Here is a 15,359-nt window from a genome sequence, read left to right as displayed (position 1 = left end):
GGGGAACAGGCGTGTGCCGCGACGCGCGAGACGTTCGCCGATTCGCGGATTCGCGTGGAGCCGGTTCGACGCGTCCGGCAGCGTCAGCGGCGGCCGCTGGCCCGCTGTTTAAAGCCGGATCAACGCCGCGCCCGCGACCACCAGCGCGCAGGCGGCGAGCCGCTGCGCACCGGGCCGCTCGCGCATCACGAACCAGCCGATCGCGACCGCGAAGATCGAGCTCGTTTCGCGCAGCGCCGACACGGTCGCGACCGGCAGGTGCCGATACGCGAGGATCACGATCCCGTATGCGGCGAGCGAGATCGTGCCGGCGATCGCGCCCTGCGTGAGCGCGGTGCGCGAGCCGAGCACCGCGCGCGGGCCGCCGCGCACCGCGCAGACGAGCACGAGCTGCGGCACGCTCCACAGCAGATACACCCACGCGATATAGCCGAGCGCGCTGCCGGACACGCGCGAGCCGATCCCGTCGCAGATCGAATACGCGGCGATGAACACGCCGGTGAGCAGCGCATACGGCACGCCTTCGCCGGAGAACCGCAAGCCGCGCCGCAGCGCGAGCGACATGATGCCGAACGACACGAGCGCGATGCCGGCGAAGCCGAACGGCGTCGGCCGTTCGTGCAGCATCGCGAGCGCGAGGACCGATACGAGCAGCGGCGAGATCCCGCGCGCGATCGGATAGATCTGCCCGAATTCGCCGTTGCGGTACGCGCGCGCCAGCGTGAAGCAGTACGCGACCTCGAGCACGGCGGACGCGACGACGTACGGCCACGCGGCGGGCGCCGGCGCGGGCAGCAGCACGGCGCCGGCGATGCCGAACGCGAGATACGGCAGCGACATCGTGCCGAGCTGGACCAGCCGATCTTCGCTGACGTGGAGGAACGCGTTCCAGATGGCGTGCAGCAGCGCGGAGCACAGCACGAGGCCGATGAAGAAGTGATCCATGAACGAACGGGCGGACGAAGGCGGGAGCGGGGCAGCGCCGTCAATTATGTGGGTATCGGGCGCGCTCGCGCGGAATTGTCGATAATAGAACGTTGTTATTCACCGGATGCCGACGATGACCGAAGCCACCCAAGCCCAGCCTGCCGTTCCGCGCCTCACGAGCCTGTCGCACGGGGGCGGCTGCGGCTGCAAGATCGCGCCGGGCGTGCTGTCCGAGCTGCTCAAGCGCGCGACGCCGCCCGCGCTGTTCCCGGATCTGCTGGTCGGCACCGAGACGTCCGACGACGCGGCCGTCTACCGGCTCAACGACGAGCAGGCGATCGTCGCGACCACCGATTTCTTCATGCCGATCGTCGACGATCCGTTCGACTTCGGCCGCATCGCGGCCACCAACGCGCTGTCCGACGTCTATGCGATGGGCGGCAAGCCGATCCTCGCGCTCGCGCTGGTCGGCATGCCGATCAACGTGCTGCCGCACGAGACGATCGCGGCCGTGCTGCGCGGCGGCGAATCGGTGTGCGCGGATGCCGGCATTCCGGTCGCGGGCGGTCATTCGATCGATTCGGTCGAGCCGATCTACGGGCTCGCGGCGATCGGCGTCGTGCATCCGTCGCGCGTGAAGCGCAACGCGGCCGCGCGCGCGGGCGACGTGCTCGTGCTCGGCAAGCCGCTCGGCGTCGGCGTGCTGTCGGCCGCGCTGAAGAAGAACCAGCTCGACGCCGACGGCTACGCGCAGATGGTCGCGACGACCACCAAGCTGAACCGGCCGGGCGCCGAGCTCGCCGCGCTGCCGGGCGTGCATGCGCTGACCGACGTCACCGGCTTCGGGCTGCTCGGCCATACGCTCGAACTGGCGCGCGGCGCGCAGCTCACCGCGCGCGTGCACTATGCGTCGCTGCCGTGGCTCGCGGGCGTCGAGACGTTCGTGGCCGACGGTGTGTTCACCGGCGCGTCGGGCCGCAACTGGGCCGCGTACGGCACCGACGTACGGCTCGCCGACGGGCTGCCGCCCGTCGCGCAGGCGCTGCTGACCGATCCGCAGACGTCGGGCGGGCTGCTCGTCGCGTGCGTGCCGGAGGCGGTCGACGACGTGCTCGCGTGCTTCCGTGCCGACGGCTTCGACCGCGCGGCCGTGATCGGCGAGATGGCGGACGGGCCCGCACGCGTCGACGTCGCCTGACGCCGGATTCATACCGCGTATCGTTTCGACGTCGCTGGAATCGATGCCTTCCATCGACGGTATTGATGCCATCGACGACCGATGAACGACTTCCTGTTCGGGCTGATGATCGCGCTGTCGGTCGGGCCCGTCGCGCTGATGATCGCGAACTACGGCATGCGCGCCGGCACGGCGACCGGCGTGCGCGCGGCGATCGGAGTGGCCGCTGCCGACGGCTGTTATGCGGTCGTCGCGTTCACCATCGGCGCGCTGCTCGCGGGCACGCTCGCGTCGCATCTGTCGCTGTTCCGCATGGTCGGTGCGTGCGTGCTGCTCGCGATGGGCGCGCGGATGCTGTGGCAGGCGCTGCGTGACCGGCGCCGCACGCTCGATGGCGACGTCCCGCCGCCGCCGGGCAATCGCCCGTTCATGTCGATGTTCTTCGTCACGCTCGCGAACCCGCTGACCATCCTGCTGTTCTACGGCTATGCGACCGCTGCCGCCGGCGCGCATCGGCACTGGCTGCTCGGCGCCGCGTGCGTGTTCGCGGGCAGTCTCGCCGGGCAGCTCGTGTTCGCGTTCGGCGGCAGCGCGATCGGGCGTTTCGTGAAATCGCCAGCGTGGCTCGCGGCGAGCCATGGGGTCGCCGCACTCGTCGTGCTCGGCTACGGCGTCGCGGGGCTGATGCGCGTGTAGCGCGGCGCGAAGCGGCCGACGTCGCGCACGGCGACGAACCCGATAGCATTCCTGATGTTTGCAAGGCCGCGACGAATGCGCGATTTTCCGTCGCGCAACACGCCTCCGTTCGCACGAAACACCGCCAGCCGTTTCGTAGTCGGGTTCCGCATCGCGTACGCCCGTTCTATACTCGTCGCGCAGTCTCCGAGAGCCGTTCTCACCCAACATCACCGAAACAAGGAACGCCGATGCTGACTCGCTCCATCCTTTCCGCCGCCGCATTCTCGCTTGCCGCCTGTGCGACCGCGCCGTCGATCGCGCAGGACAACCAGGGCAACGATGCAGGCAATGCAGCATTCGCCGAGACCGGCTCGCATGGCCGCCCGGTCAAGGTCATGATCATCACGATGTTCGGCCCGGAAGGCCAGGCATGGCTCGACCGGCTCGGCCCGTGGCGCGACATCACCGTGCCGGGCCTGTCGCCCGACTATCCGGCTGTCCACTGCAACAAGCAGGACGTGTGCGTGGTCACGACCGGGATGGGCTATGCGAACGCGTCGGCGACGATCATGGCGCTCACGTTCTCGCCACGCTTCGATCTGCGCCGCACCTATTTCCTGATCTCGGGCATCGCGGGCGTCGACCCCGCACAGGGCACGGTCGGATCGGCCGCGTGGTCGAAATACCTCGTCGATTTCAGCCTGCAGTGGGAGCTCGATGCGCGCGAGATTCCGGCCGGGTGGAACACCGGCTTTCTCGGCATCAACACGAAGAGCCCGAACGACAAGCCGCCGCTCGACTATCGCACCGAAGTGTTCCAGCTCAACCCGCAGCTGACCGACGCCGCGTACGCGCTGTCGCGCAACGTCGTGCTCGCCGATAGCGCCCAGGCGCAGGCTGCGCGCGCGAAGTTCACGTATGCGCCGGCGAACCGGCCGCCGACGGTGATCCAGTGCGATACGTCGTCGGGCAACACGTGGTTCTCGGGCACGCTGATCGGCGAGCGCGCGCGTCAGTGGACCAAGATCCTGACGGACGGCAAGGGCACCTACTGCATGACCGCGCAGGAGGACAACGCGACGTATGAAGCGCTCAAGCGCGCGGCGAGCGTGAAGCGGGTCGACCTGTCGCGTGTGGCCGTGCTGCGCACCGGGTCCGATTTCGATCGGCCGTACGCGGGGCAGACGAGCGCCGACAACCTGCTGAACTACGCGGACCAGGGCGGCTTCGCCCCGGCGACCGAAAACCTGTACCGCGCGGGCAATCCGCTGGTGCAGGACATCGTCACGCACTGGGGCGAATGGCGCGACGGCGTACCGCGTCGTTGACGGCCGGACGATGACTCAGCCGGCGGTCAACGCAGTCAATGCGATTGCGGGGCCGAACGGAACGGCGTCCAGACCGGCGTGGTGTCGTCCCAGTGATCGAGCGGCGAAGGAAGTTGATCGTTCATCATGTGCTCCTGCAACTAACTGACTCAGCGAGTCGTCGACAAAGTCGTTCGAAACGCCGCGCGCGGGGCAACCCGCCGCGCGGCGTCGCGCGTTTACCGGCCCCCGCCGGCGAGCTGGTTGCCTTCCGGCGTCGAGCGATACGGGCTTTGTGCGAGTTCGAGCCCTTGCGGATACGAAGTCGCCTTGCGCAGGTATGCGAGCGTGCCGTCCTTGCGGGCCTGCACGACTTCCGCGCTCACTTCGGCGCGCGTCCGCGGGCCGTTGTGTTGCGAGTACCACGACGTGTTGCCGTAGTCGCCGGCATGCGGGGTACCCGAATCGGCGAAGGCCGGTGCGGACACCGCAAGCGCGAGAGCAAGGGCCGAGAGAAGATGGCGGCGGTTCATGGCGTCACTCCTAGAGATGTCGGAGCTGGCGCTTGAGCGCTGACTCCGGTCCCGCAAGGCGGGATCTGTTCGATGCGCAACGAGGTGCGCGACAGGGTTTACTCTAGGTATCTGTTCCGGTGCGATAAATGCGGCAGACGCGAATTGAATTGTCGTGTCAGTGGAACAATCGTCATCCGCACCGCCGGCAGGGCTATGCGGAAATGGCCGGGAGCCCCGCGGCGCGGGCTTCGCCGGGATGCGCGGCGGCGACGCGCAACGACCCGCGACGACGCACGCGGCCGATTGCCGCGGGTCGCGCAAAGGTTTACTGCGGATTCGGGAAGGATCGGGGCACCGCGCTTGACAGACGTGCCGGGCGGCGCTCAGGCGGGATGACGCGCGGGCCGTCCGGCCCGCGCGTGGGGGTCAGGCGATTACGCGACCCACTCGTTGATGACCGGCGTATCGAGCACCGGCGCGCGTTCGGCTTCCTCGAACGTGCGCTTGCTGCACGTCGCGTCGAGGCTGCCCTTGCCGCTCAGCAGCGGGCAACGGTCGAACACTTCGGCCACCCAGTCGACGAACACGCGCACCTTCGGCGACAGATGGCGGCTGTGCGGATACACGACCGAAATCGGCATCGGCAGCGGCTTGACGCCGGGCAGCACTTCCTTGAGCCGGCCTTCGCGCAGGTGCGGCAGCACCATGAACAGCGGCGGCTGGATCAGCCCGAAGCCTTCGATTCCGCACGTCACGTACGCATCCGCGTCGTTTACCGACACGATGCCCTCCATCTTCATCTCGACTTCCTTGCCGTCGATCAGGAAGGTCCAGTCGATCGTGCGGCCCGTGCGGCTCGAGAAGTAGTTGACGGCCTTGTGCTGGTTCAGGTCGTCGATCGTCTGCGGCTCGCCGTGGCGCTCGAGATAATCGGGCGACGCGACGGTCACGCATTCGAACAGGCCGACGCGGCGTGCGACGAGCGACGAGTCCTGCAGCGCACCGACGCGGATCACGCAGTCGACGCCTTCCTGCAGCAGGTCGACCGGCCGATCGGACAGGCCGAGTTGCAGGTCGATGTCCGGGTAGCGCGTATGGAATTCGCACAGCGACGGAATCACGAGCAGCCGCCCGATCGAGCCCGGCATGTCGATACGCAACTTTCCGTGCGGCTTCCGGTTGTTGGCCTGGAAGCTTGCTTCGGTTTCCTCGACGTCAGCGAGGATCCGCACGCATCGTTCGTAGTACGCGGCGCCGTCCGGCGTGAGCGAGAGCCGGCGCGTGGTCCGGTGCATCAGCCGCACGCCGAGGAATGCTTCGAGATTCTGGATGATCGTCGTGACGGACGCTCGCGGCAAGCTGAGCGTTTCTGCTGCCTTGGTGAAGCTGCTTGTATCGACGACGCGAGTAAACACCTGCATGGCCTGAAGCCGGTCCATCACAACCTCCGCAATTTAATTTGCCGCCGGAACAAGAAGGCTGCGCTACCTCGTGGGTAAACGCAGCCTCGGATTGTTCGGGGGCGTTGAATTGTGTTGCCGGATTATAGGCATTTATCCCAATGTCTGCCGGACCCAGAATTCGTTCCATCTCGAAATGGATGCTGCATCGTCATGGACGCTTCTGAATTCAGCAAATTCCTGAAAGCCGCGCTGCCCGCGCAAGCCATAGCGGGCGCGGCGCTGACGGTTGCCGAAGTGGAAATTCCCGGCTACGCGCAGGACATCGTGCTGCGTCTCTACCGCCGCCCGGACAAGACCGGGTTGCCAGTAGTGCTTTATTTCCACGGCGGCGGCTTCGTCCGCGGTTCGCTCGAAGACGCGGATTTCGCCGCGCGTTTTTTAGCAGAACGCTTACCAGCTCTCGTAGTGTCGGTCGATTATTCGCTCGCGCCGGCCTTTCCTTTTCCGGCCGCGCCGGAGGATGCGTATCGCGCCGCCGTGTGGGCCGCGACGCGCGCCCGCGCGTTCGGCGGCAACCCGAAGAAGATCGGGGTCGCCGGGCACGACGCGGGCGGCCAGCTCGCGAACTGCCTCGCCTTCATCGCACGTGACCGCGGCGAAGTGTCGATCGCCGCGCAGGCGCTGTTCGGGCCGATGCTCGACCCGAGCATGACGCGCATCGGCGACGCCGAGCGCCTCGCGTCCGACATCACCGCGCGCGAATGCGCGGCCTGTTATCGCGCGTATCTGCCGCAGGCCGCGCAGCGCATGCACCCGTACGCGGCGCCGATCGAATCGGTGCGCCTCGCGGGGCTGCCGCCGACGCTCGTCGTCACCGCGCAGAACGACGTGCTGCACGTCGAAGCGGAGAACTATGCGGGCTGCCTGATCTCGTCGGGCGTGCTCACGCAGGTGATCCGCTACCCGGACATCACGCACGCCGCGCTCGCCACGCACGAAGCCGCATTCGAGGAAGCCGTGCGCTTCTTCCAGTGCCGCTTCCAGGCCCGCCAGCCGAACCGTCCCGAATAACCAGAACCAATCCACGCTTACTGGAGATCCACATGGCCATCCTACGCACCTCCCGTTCCCGAATCGCGACCGCGGCGATCGTCACGCTCGCCGTCGTCGGCCTCGGCACGTTCGGCGCGATGCGCGTGAGCGCGAACGCCCCCGAGAAAGCGCCGGCGCCGCTGCCCGAAGTCGACGTCGCGACCGTCGTGCCGCAGACCGTGACCGACTGGCAAAGCTATTCGGGCCGCCTCGAGGCGGTCGAGAAAGTCGACGTGCGCCCGCAGGTGTCGGGCACGATCGTCGCGGTGAACTTCAAGGACGGCGCGCTCGTGAAGAAGGGCGACGTGCTGTTCGTGATCGACCCGCGCCCGTACCAGGCGGAAGTCGATCGCGCCGCCGCGCAGCTCGCGGCCGCGCAGGCCCGCAACGGCTACGCGCAGAGCGACTGGCAGCGCGCGCAGCGGCTGATCGGCGACAACGCGATCGCGAAGCGCGACTACGACGAGAAGCAGAACGCGGCGCGCGAAGCGAATGCGAACCTGAAGGCCGCCGAAGCCGCGCTGGAAACGGCGCGCATCAATCTCGGCTATACGCGCATCACCGCGCCGGTGTCGGGCCGCGTGTCGCGCGCGGAAATCACGCTCGGCAACGTCGTGTCGGCCGGCGCGTCGGCCGCGCCGCTGACGACGCTGGTGTCGGTGTCGCCGATCTACGCGTCGTTCGACGCGGACGAGCAGACCTACCTGCAATACATCAACGGCGCGCGCAGCGGCCGCAAGGTGCCGGTCGAGCTCGGCCTCGCGAACGAAACCGGCTACTCGCGCAGCGGCGAGATCGATTCGGTCGACAACCGGCTCGACACGTCGTCCGGCACGATCCGCGTGCGCGCACGCTTCGACAACGCGGACGGCACCCTGGTCCCGGGCCTCTACGCACGCGTGAAGGTGGGTGGCAGCGCGCCGCACGAGGCGCTGCTCGTCGACGACGCGGCGATCAACACCGACCAGGACAAGAAGTTCGTGTTCGTCGTCGACCAGCAGGGCCGCGTGTCGTATCGCGAAGTGCAGCAAGGGATGCAGCACGGCAACCGGCGCGTGATCGTGAGCGGGCTGTCGGCCGGCGACCGCGTGGTCGTGAACGGCACGCAGCGCGTGCGTCCGGGCGAGCAGGTGAAGCCGCACATGGTCCCGATGACGGGCGGCGATGCGCCGTCCGCGCCGCTCGCGAGCACCGCGAAGCCGGCCGCACCGGCGAAGGCGGATTCGTAAGCGGCGCGCCGCTTCGCATCCGCGTTCAACCAGACAGAGCAACCCATGAACATTTCCAAATTCTTTATCGACCGGCCGATCTTTGCAGGAGTCCTATCGGTGATCATCCTGCTCGGCGGGGTGATCGCGATGTTCCTGCTGCCGATTTCGGAATATCCGGAAGTCGTGCCGCCTTCGGTGATCGTGAAGGCGCAGTACCCGGGCGCGAACCCGAAAGTGATCGCCGAGACGGTCGCGTCGCCACTTGAAGAGCAGATCAACGGCGTCGAGGACATGCTCTACATGCAGTCGCAGGCGAACAGCGACGGCAACATGACGATCACCGTCACGTTCAAGCTGGGCACCGATCCGGACAAGGCCACGCAGCTCGTGCAGAACCGCGTGAACCAGGCGCTGCCGCGCTTGCCGGAAGACGTGCAGCGGCTCGGCATCACCACGGTGAAGAGCTCGCCGACGCTGACGATGGTGGTCCACCTGATCTCGCCTGACAACCGCTACGACATGACCTACCTGCGCAACTACGCGCTGATCAACGTGAAGGATCGCCTGTCGCGGATCCAGGGCGTCGGCCAGGTGCAGCTGTGGGGTTCGGGCGACTACGCGATGCGCGTGTGGCTCGATCCGCAGAAGGTCGCGCAGCGCGGGCTGTCGGCCGAGGACGTCGTGCAGGCGATCCGCGAGCAGAACGTGCAGGTCGCGGCCGGCGTGATCGGCGCATCGCCGTCGCTGCCCGGCACGCCGCTGCAGCTGTCGGTGAACGCGCGCGGCCGTCTGCAGACGGAAGACGAATTCGGCGACATCGTCGTGAAGACGACGCCGGACGGCGGCGTCACGCACCTGCGCGACATCGCGCGGATCCAGCTCGACGCGTCCGAGTACGGGCTGCGCTCGCTGCTCGACAACAAGCCGGCCGTCGCGATGGCGATCAACCAGTCGCCGGGCGCGAACTCGCTGCAGATCTCGGACGAGGTGCGCAAGACGATGGCCGAGCTGAAGCAGGACATGCCGGCGGGCGTCGACTACAAGATCGTCTATGACCCGACGCAGTTCGTGCGCTCGTCGATCAAGGCCGTCGTGCACACGCTGCTCGAAGCGATCGCGCTGGTCGTGATCGTCGTGATCGTGTTCCTGCAGACCTGGCGCGCGTCGCTGATTCCGCTGATCGCGGTGCCGGTGTCGATCATCGGCACGTTCTCGCTGCTGCTCGCGTTCGGGTATTCGATCAACGCGTTGTCGCTGTTCGGGATGGTGCTCGCGATCGGGATCGTGGTCGACGATGCGATCGTCGTCGTCGAGAACGTCGAGCGCAACATCGAGAACGGGATGAACGCGCGGCAGGCGACCTACAAGGCGATGCAGGAAGTGAGCGGGCCGATCATCGCGATCGCGCTGACGCTGGTCGCCGTGTTCGTGCCGCTCGCGTTCATGTCGGGCCTGACCGGCCAGTTCTACAAGCAGTTCGCGATGACCATCGCGATCTCGACGGTGATCTCGGCGTTCAACTCGCTGACGCTGTCGCCGGCGCTGTCCGCGATCCTGCTGAAGGGGCACGGCGACAAGGAAGACTGGCTCACGCGTGTGATGAACCGCGTGCTCGGCGGCTTCTTCCGCGGCTTCAACAAGGTGTTCCATCGCGGGGCGGAGAACTACGGCCGCGGCGTGCGCGGCGTGCTGTCGCGCAAGACGCTGATGCTCGGCGTGTATCTCGTGCTGGTGGGCGCGACGGTGCTCGTGTCGAAGGTCGTGCCGGGCGGCTTCGTGCCCGCGCAGGACAAGGAATACCTGATCGCGTTCGCGCAGCTGCCGAACGGTGCGTCGCTCGACCGCACCGAGAAGGTGATCCGCGACATGGGTTCGATCGCGCTGAAGCAGCCGGGCGTCGAGAGCGCGGTCGCGTTCCCGGGGCTGTCGGTGAACGGCTTCACCAACAGCTCGAGCGCGGGCATCGTGTTCGTCACGCTCAAGCCGTTCGCGGAACGGCACGGCAAGGCGCTGTCGGCCGGCGCCATCGCGGGTGCGCTGAACCAGAAGTACGGCGCGATGAAGGATTCGTTCGTCGCGGTGTTCCCGCCGCCGCCGGTGCTCGGCCTCGGTACGCTCGGCGGGTTCAAGATGCAGATCGAGGATCGCGGCGCGGTCGGCTACGCGAAGCTGTCGGATGCGACCAACGACTTCATCAAGCGCGCGCAGCAGGCGCCTGAACTCGGCCCGCTGTTCACGAGCTACCAGATCAACGTGCCGCAGCTCAACGTCGATCTCGATCGCGTGAAGGCGAAGCAGCTCGGCGTGCCGGTGACCGACGTGTTCAACACGATGCAGGTGTATCTGGGTTCGCTGTACGTGAACGACTTCAACCGCTTCGGACGCGTGTACCAGGTGCGCGTGCAGGCCGATGCGCCGTTCCGCCAGCGCGCGGACGACATCCTGCAACTGAAGACGCGCAACGACAAGGGCGAGATGGTGCCGCTGTCGTCGCTGGTCACCGTGACGCCGACGTTCGGCCCGGAAATGGTCGTGCGCTACAACGGCTACACGGCGGCCGACATCAACGGCGGCCCGGCGCCCGGCTTCTCGTCGGGGCAGGCGCAGGCCGCGGTCGAACGCATCGCGCACGAGACGCTGCCGCGCGGCGTGCGCTTCGAGTGGACCGACCTCACGTACCAGCAGATCCTCGCGGGCGATTCGGCGATGTGGGTGTTCCCGATCAGCGTGCTGCTCGTGTTCCTCGTGCTCGCCGCGCTGTATGAAAGCCTGACGCTGCCGCTCGCGGTGATCCTGATCGTGCCGATGAGCATTCTGTCGGCGCTGACGGGCGTGTGGCTCACGCAGGGCGACAACAACATCTTCACGCAGATCGGCCTGATGGTGCTGGTGGGGCTGTCGGCGAAGAACGCGATCCTGATCGTCGAATTCGCGCGCGAGCTCGAACACGACGGCAGGACGCCGCTCGAGGCCGCGATCGAGGCGAGCCGGCTGCGGCTGCGCCCGATCCTGATGACGTCGATCGCTTTCATCATGGGCGTGGTGCCGCTCGTCACGTCGACCGGCGCGGGTTCGGAAATGCGTTATGCGATGGGGGTCGCGGTGTTCTTCGGGATGCTCGGCGTGACGCTGTTCGGGCTGATGCTGACGCCGGTGTTCTACGTCGTGCTGCGCACGCTCGCGGGCGGCAAGATTCACGTCGCCGGCAAGGACTCGGCGGGTTATGGCGTGTCGCCGTCGGGTGCGTCGGCTTCCGATGCTTGAGGATAGAAAGATGGACAACATGCACAACACGAACGGCCTGATGCGCTTCGCGAAGGTGGCGGCCGCGAGCACCCTGCTCGCGACGCTGCTCGCCGCGTGTGCGGTCGGCCCCGACTACCAGCGTCCCGACGCGGCGGCGCCCGCCGCGTTCAAGGAAGCGCCGACCCTCGCCGCCGGCGAGCAGGCCGGCACGTGGAAGACGGCCGAGCCGTCGGATGGCGAACACCGCGGCGAATGGTGGAAGGTGTTCGGCGACCCGGTGCTCGATTCGCTCGAGACGCAGGCGCTCGCCGCGAACCAGAACCTGAAGGCCGCGGCCGCGCGGGTCGAGGAAGCGCGGGCGGCGACGCGTTCGGCGCGCTCGCAATGGTTCCCGCAGGTCGGCGCCGGTTTCGGGCCGACGCGCGAGGGGCTGTCGTCGGCGTCGCAGTTCCAGCCGCAGGGCACCGGCCCGACCAACGCGACGCTGTGGCGCGCGCAGGGCACGGTGTCGTACGAAGCCGATCTGTTCGGCCGCGTCGGCCGCAACGTCGAGGCGTCGCGTGCCGACCAGGCGCAGAGCGAAGCGCTGTTCCGTTCGGTGCAGCTCGCGCTGCAGGCGGACGTCGCGCAGAACTACTTCGAGCTGCGTCAGCTCGATTCGGACCAGGACCTGTACCGCCGCACGGTCGAGTTGCGCGAGCAGGCACTGAAGCTCGTGCAGCGCCGCTTCAACGAAGGCGACATCAGCGAGCTCGACGTGTCGCGCGCGAAGAACGAACTGGCGAGCGCGCAGGCCGATGCGGTCGGCGTCGCGCGCCGGCGCGCGGCGTCCGAGCATGCGCTCGCCATCCTGCTCGGCAAGGCGCCCGCGGATTTCGCGTTCAAGGAAACGCCGATCGTGCCGGTCGCGGTGAAGATTCCGCCGGGCCTGCCGTCCGCGCTGCTCGAACGCCGCCCGGACGTGTCGGCGGCCGAACGCGCGATGGCGGCCGCGAACGCGCGGATCGGGCTCGCGAAGTCGGCGTACTTCCCGAAGCTCGATATCACCGGGTCGTTCGGCTATGAAGCGTCGACGCTCGGCAACCTGTTCCTGTGGTCGAGCCGTACGTTCCTGCTCGGGCCGTTCGCCGGCACCGCGCTGACGTTGCCGCTGTTCGACGGCGGACGGCGGGCGGCCGGCGTGCAGCAGGCGCGCGCGCAGTACGACGAGCAGGTCGCGAATTACCGGCAGCAGGTGCTCGTCGCGTTCCGCGAGGTCGAGGACAATCTCGCCGATCTGCGCCTGCTCGACGACCAGATCCGCGCGCAGGATGCGGCCGTCAATGCGTCGCGCCGGGCCGCGACGCTGTCGCGGACGCAGTACCAGGAAGGCGAGGTCGCGTATCTCGACGTGATCGACAGCGAGCGCTCGGTGCTGCAGTCGCAGTTGCAGGCGAACCAGTTGACCGGTGCGCAGGCGGTGTCGACCGTCAATCTGATCCGTGCGCTGGGCGGCGGGTGGGGGAATGCGCCGGCGCCGACGGCGGTCGGCGATGCGGCGTCCGTCAAGGCGGAAGTGGCGGCGCGGTGACGCGCGAACGGCGGGCGGTTCGTCGCTCGCCGGCCGGGAAGCGAAAAGCCCCGGCATGCAGGCGCAGGTCTGCATGCCGGGGTTTTGTATGGTTCATCGTAAATTGGCGGGGAGGAACGTCGGCGATCGGCCATTTTGATACGCTCGACGCCGCCGATCAAACCGTTGACAATCATCTTTCCCGGACACGCACCGATCGGCATGAGCGCAATCGAATTGTTGAGACCTACGCTTGCTTTGCTGCCGCGCTACGTTTCGGCGCTCGAGGCCGGATGGTCGCCTGACAACGTCCGTAAGGCGATCGCCGCGCGCGAACAATTGGATGCTATCGGCGTCGATGCCGTGCGATTCGTGAACGGACTGGACGATCCCGCTGCATCGGGCGGCCCGATTCCTTTACCCGATGGCGCGACCGTCGCGCGGCTCCCGAGCATTGTCCGCTGGATATGGGACGGTGATTTCTGCGGCGCGATCGGATTTCGTTGGCAGGTCGGAACCGCCGAGTTGCCGTCATACGTACTCGGACATATCGGCTTCTCGGTTGTGCCGTGGAAGAGGGGAAACGGCTACGCCACGCAGGCGCTCAATCTGATGCTGGGCGAAGCGAAGACAGCAGGTCTGCCCTATGTCGAACTAACGGTCGATCCGGAGAATATCGCCTCGCGGAAGGTGATTGCTGCGTGCAATGGTGTATTGATCGAGCACTTCAGAAAACCGGCCGCCTACGGATTCGCCGAGGCTCTTCGCTATCGCATTGAATTGAACGACTGAGCAGGGCGCGGTTCGGAAAGGCAGCGCTATCTGGAGGGAGTTTTCGACGGCATTTTCTATGCGCCGATCATTGCGATGAAGGACTTGCCGCGTGCAGTGAAGCGACATGGTTGTGCCGTCAATCTCGGGATGACCAACATGCATATGGCCGCAATCGTCGATAAATATATGACTGATAACCCAGATCGCTGGGGCGCGGTGACCAACAATGCGTACGCAGCCAATGGTTCAGGCATGTAGAAAAATCGGCACCCCTGCAGAATAGACGTTCACAGAGGGCCGTATAAGTCATTCAATTACGCGGATGTCATTTTCTATCGACGCGACGAATAATCAGTAATGGGATGGAGCGGACGTTATCAACATTGACCATTTTTGAGATTCGCTAGATCCGCTGTTCTGTACAATCGCCTGCGAGGGCAAAGTGAAATTACCACTTAGCAAGCGTGCGTAGGGATAAAGAATGGTATGCAGATGGATGTGCGTAATCTAATGCATTTCATTCGAGGCGGGTTGATTCAGCAAGACCGGCTTCTCAAGCTTGACACGTCATTGGGACACGACATGTTGCTCCCGCACCAGATGATCGGTGATGTGCGACTCGGGCGCGACTTTGAGTTTGTCGTCGATGTTGTTTCGACGACGTCGAGCGTCGAGCTCAAGAACCTTATTGCGCAACCTGCGACGCTGTGGATCCAGCAGGGTGGTGGTTCGTATGCGCCGCACAACGGCTACGTGCATACAGCGAGACGTCTCGGAGCAGACGGAGGGCTGACATTTCACCAGCTCACGATCTCCTCGTGGATGCACTTCCTGCGATTTCGTCGCGACCAGAAGATCTGGCAGGACAAACCGGTCGATGCGATCGTCACCGACGTTTTCAACGCTCATCCCCAAGCACGCGGCTTCTTCGAGTTTCATCTGTCCCGGACCCTGCCGTCACTCTCCTTCTGCCGCCAGGACGAAACTGATTGGAATTTCGTCCACCGGCTCCTTGAATCGGAAGGGCTCTACGGCTACTGGAAGCACGACAGCGATGGCAAAGCACATCGCCTCGTCATCACCGATCGCCTGACAGCACTCGACGAACCGCTGCCGCTCACTTTTTCACGCGCGGGCACGACGGTCGCATCGGACGCACTCACGGAGTGGAGCGGCACACGAACGTTGCAGAGTACGTCGCTGACCACTCGCACGTTCGACTACAAGAACCCTGCGAGCGCTTTCAACGCGAAGGGCACATCGTTGCCGACGATGCCAAATCAAGGCGCGCTACCGGAGCAAGCGGAGGTGTATCAGTACACCGGCGCGTACACCTTTATGGCCCAGGGCCGAGGTGACGCGCTTTCGAAAATCCGCCTCGAAGAATGGGAATCGCGGTCGAAGCGCTTTTTTGGTATCGGTGGATGGCGAGCAGCTGACGCTGGCAAACGTTTCACGTTGAACGGACATCCCGATCACG

At 66.3% G+C, this 15,359-nt stretch carries 13 protein-coding genes; 10 read left to right on the top strand and 3 right to left on the bottom strand.

Going from position 1 to position 15,359, the window contains the following annotated elements; translation table 11 throughout:
• Window positions 1-108 precede the first annotated feature (108 nt).
• Window positions 109-945, bottom strand: coding sequence for a DMT family transporter (locus H0X90_RS15415; protein WP_006484481.1), 837 nt, complete (start codon window positions 943-945; stop codon window positions 109-111).
• Between the two features lie 115 nt (window positions 946-1,060).
• Here H0X90_RS15415 and selD point away from each other — a divergent pair, with 115 nt between their 5' ends.
• The 3 genes from selD (at window position 1,061) to H0X90_RS15400 (ending at window position 4,110) form a co-directional block, all read left to right on the top strand.
• Window positions 1,061-2,125, top strand: coding sequence for a selenide, water dikinase SelD (selD, locus tag H0X90_RS15410; protein ID WP_006494230.1), 1,065 nt, complete (start codon window positions 1,061-1,063; stop codon window positions 2,123-2,125).
• Window positions 2,126-2,206: 81 nt separating this feature from the next.
• A complete protein-coding gene (locus H0X90_RS15405; RefSeq protein ID WP_006484492.1) occupies window positions 2,207-2,800 on the top strand; it encodes a LysE family translocator in 594 nt (197 codons plus the stop codon).
• A 230-nt stretch (window positions 2,801-3,030) separates the two neighbouring features.
• Complete coding sequence (locus H0X90_RS15400; protein WP_006494232.1) at window positions 3,031-4,110, top strand: purine nucleoside permease; 1,080 nt, start codon at window positions 3,031-3,033, stop codon at window positions 4,108-4,110.
• Window positions 4,111-4,328: 218 nt separating this feature from the next.
• Here H0X90_RS15400 and H0X90_RS15395 read toward each other — a convergent pair whose 3' ends face one another.
• Together H0X90_RS15395 and ceoR are read right to left on the bottom strand one after the other, a co-directional pair.
• Window positions 4,329-4,622, bottom strand: a complete 294-nt coding sequence (locus H0X90_RS15395; protein ID WP_006491979.1) for a DUF4148 domain-containing protein — start codon at window positions 4,620-4,622, stop codon at window positions 4,329-4,331.
• 416 nt (window positions 4,623-5,038) lie between these two features.
• The gene (gene ceoR, locus H0X90_RS15390; RefSeq protein ID WP_006484497.1) at window positions 5,039-6,043 is read right to left on the bottom strand and encodes a putative multidrug efflux transcriptional regulator CeoR; all 1,005 of its coding nucleotides are present in this window, start codon (window positions 6,041-6,043) and stop codon (window positions 5,039-5,041) included.
• 174 nt (window positions 6,044-6,217) lie between these two features.
• Here ceoR and H0X90_RS15385 point away from each other — a divergent pair, with 174 nt between their 5' ends.
• The 7 genes from H0X90_RS15385 to H0X90_RS15355 all read left to right on the top strand — a co-directional run.
• Window positions 6,218-7,078 (top strand): alpha/beta hydrolase, encoded by an 861-nt coding sequence (locus H0X90_RS15385; RefSeq protein ID WP_006484499.1) that lies wholly within the window; start codon window positions 6,218-6,220, stop codon window positions 7,076-7,078.
• 32 nt (window positions 7,079-7,110) lie between these two features.
• Window positions 7,111-8,328, top strand: coding sequence for a multidrug efflux RND transporter periplasmic adaptor subunit CeoA (ceoA, locus tag H0X90_RS15380; RefSeq protein ID WP_077188676.1), 1,218 nt, complete (start codon window positions 7,111-7,113; stop codon window positions 8,326-8,328).
• A 45-nt stretch (window positions 8,329-8,373) separates the two neighbouring features.
• On the top strand, window positions 8,374-11,574 hold the full coding sequence (gene ceoB / locus H0X90_RS15375; RefSeq protein WP_077188675.1) for a multidrug efflux RND transporter permease subunit CeoB: 3,201 nt from the start codon (window positions 8,374-8,376) through the stop codon (window positions 11,572-11,574).
• A 10-nt stretch (window positions 11,575-11,584) separates the two neighbouring features.
• A complete protein-coding gene (gene opcM / locus H0X90_RS15370) occupies window positions 11,585-13,126 on the top strand; it encodes a multidrug efflux transporter outer membrane subunit OpcM (RefSeq protein ID WP_077188674.1) in 1,542 nt (513 codons plus the stop codon).
• Between the two features lie 201 nt (window positions 13,127-13,327).
• Entirely contained in the window at window positions 13,328-13,897 is a 570-nt protein-coding gene (locus H0X90_RS15365) for a GNAT family N-acetyltransferase (RefSeq protein ID WP_058902348.1), read from the top strand.
• Between the two features lie 75 nt (window positions 13,898-13,972).
• On the top strand, window positions 13,973-14,137 hold the full coding sequence (locus tag H0X90_RS15360; protein WP_154641174.1) for a hypothetical protein: 165 nt from the start codon (window positions 13,973-13,975) through the stop codon (window positions 14,135-14,137).
• Between the two features lie 234 nt (window positions 14,138-14,371).
• A partial coding sequence (locus H0X90_RS15355; RefSeq protein WP_196438154.1) for a phage late control D family protein occupies window positions 14,372-15,359 on the top strand: 988 nt, incomplete at its 3' end.

Source organism: Burkholderia sp. 9775_39 (genome assembly GCF_015712225.1).
Taxonomy (GTDB): Bacteria; Pseudomonadota; Gammaproteobacteria; order Burkholderiales; family Burkholderiaceae; genus Burkholderia; species Burkholderia cenocepacia.
This window is presented reverse-complemented; position numbering and strand designations above follow the sequence as displayed.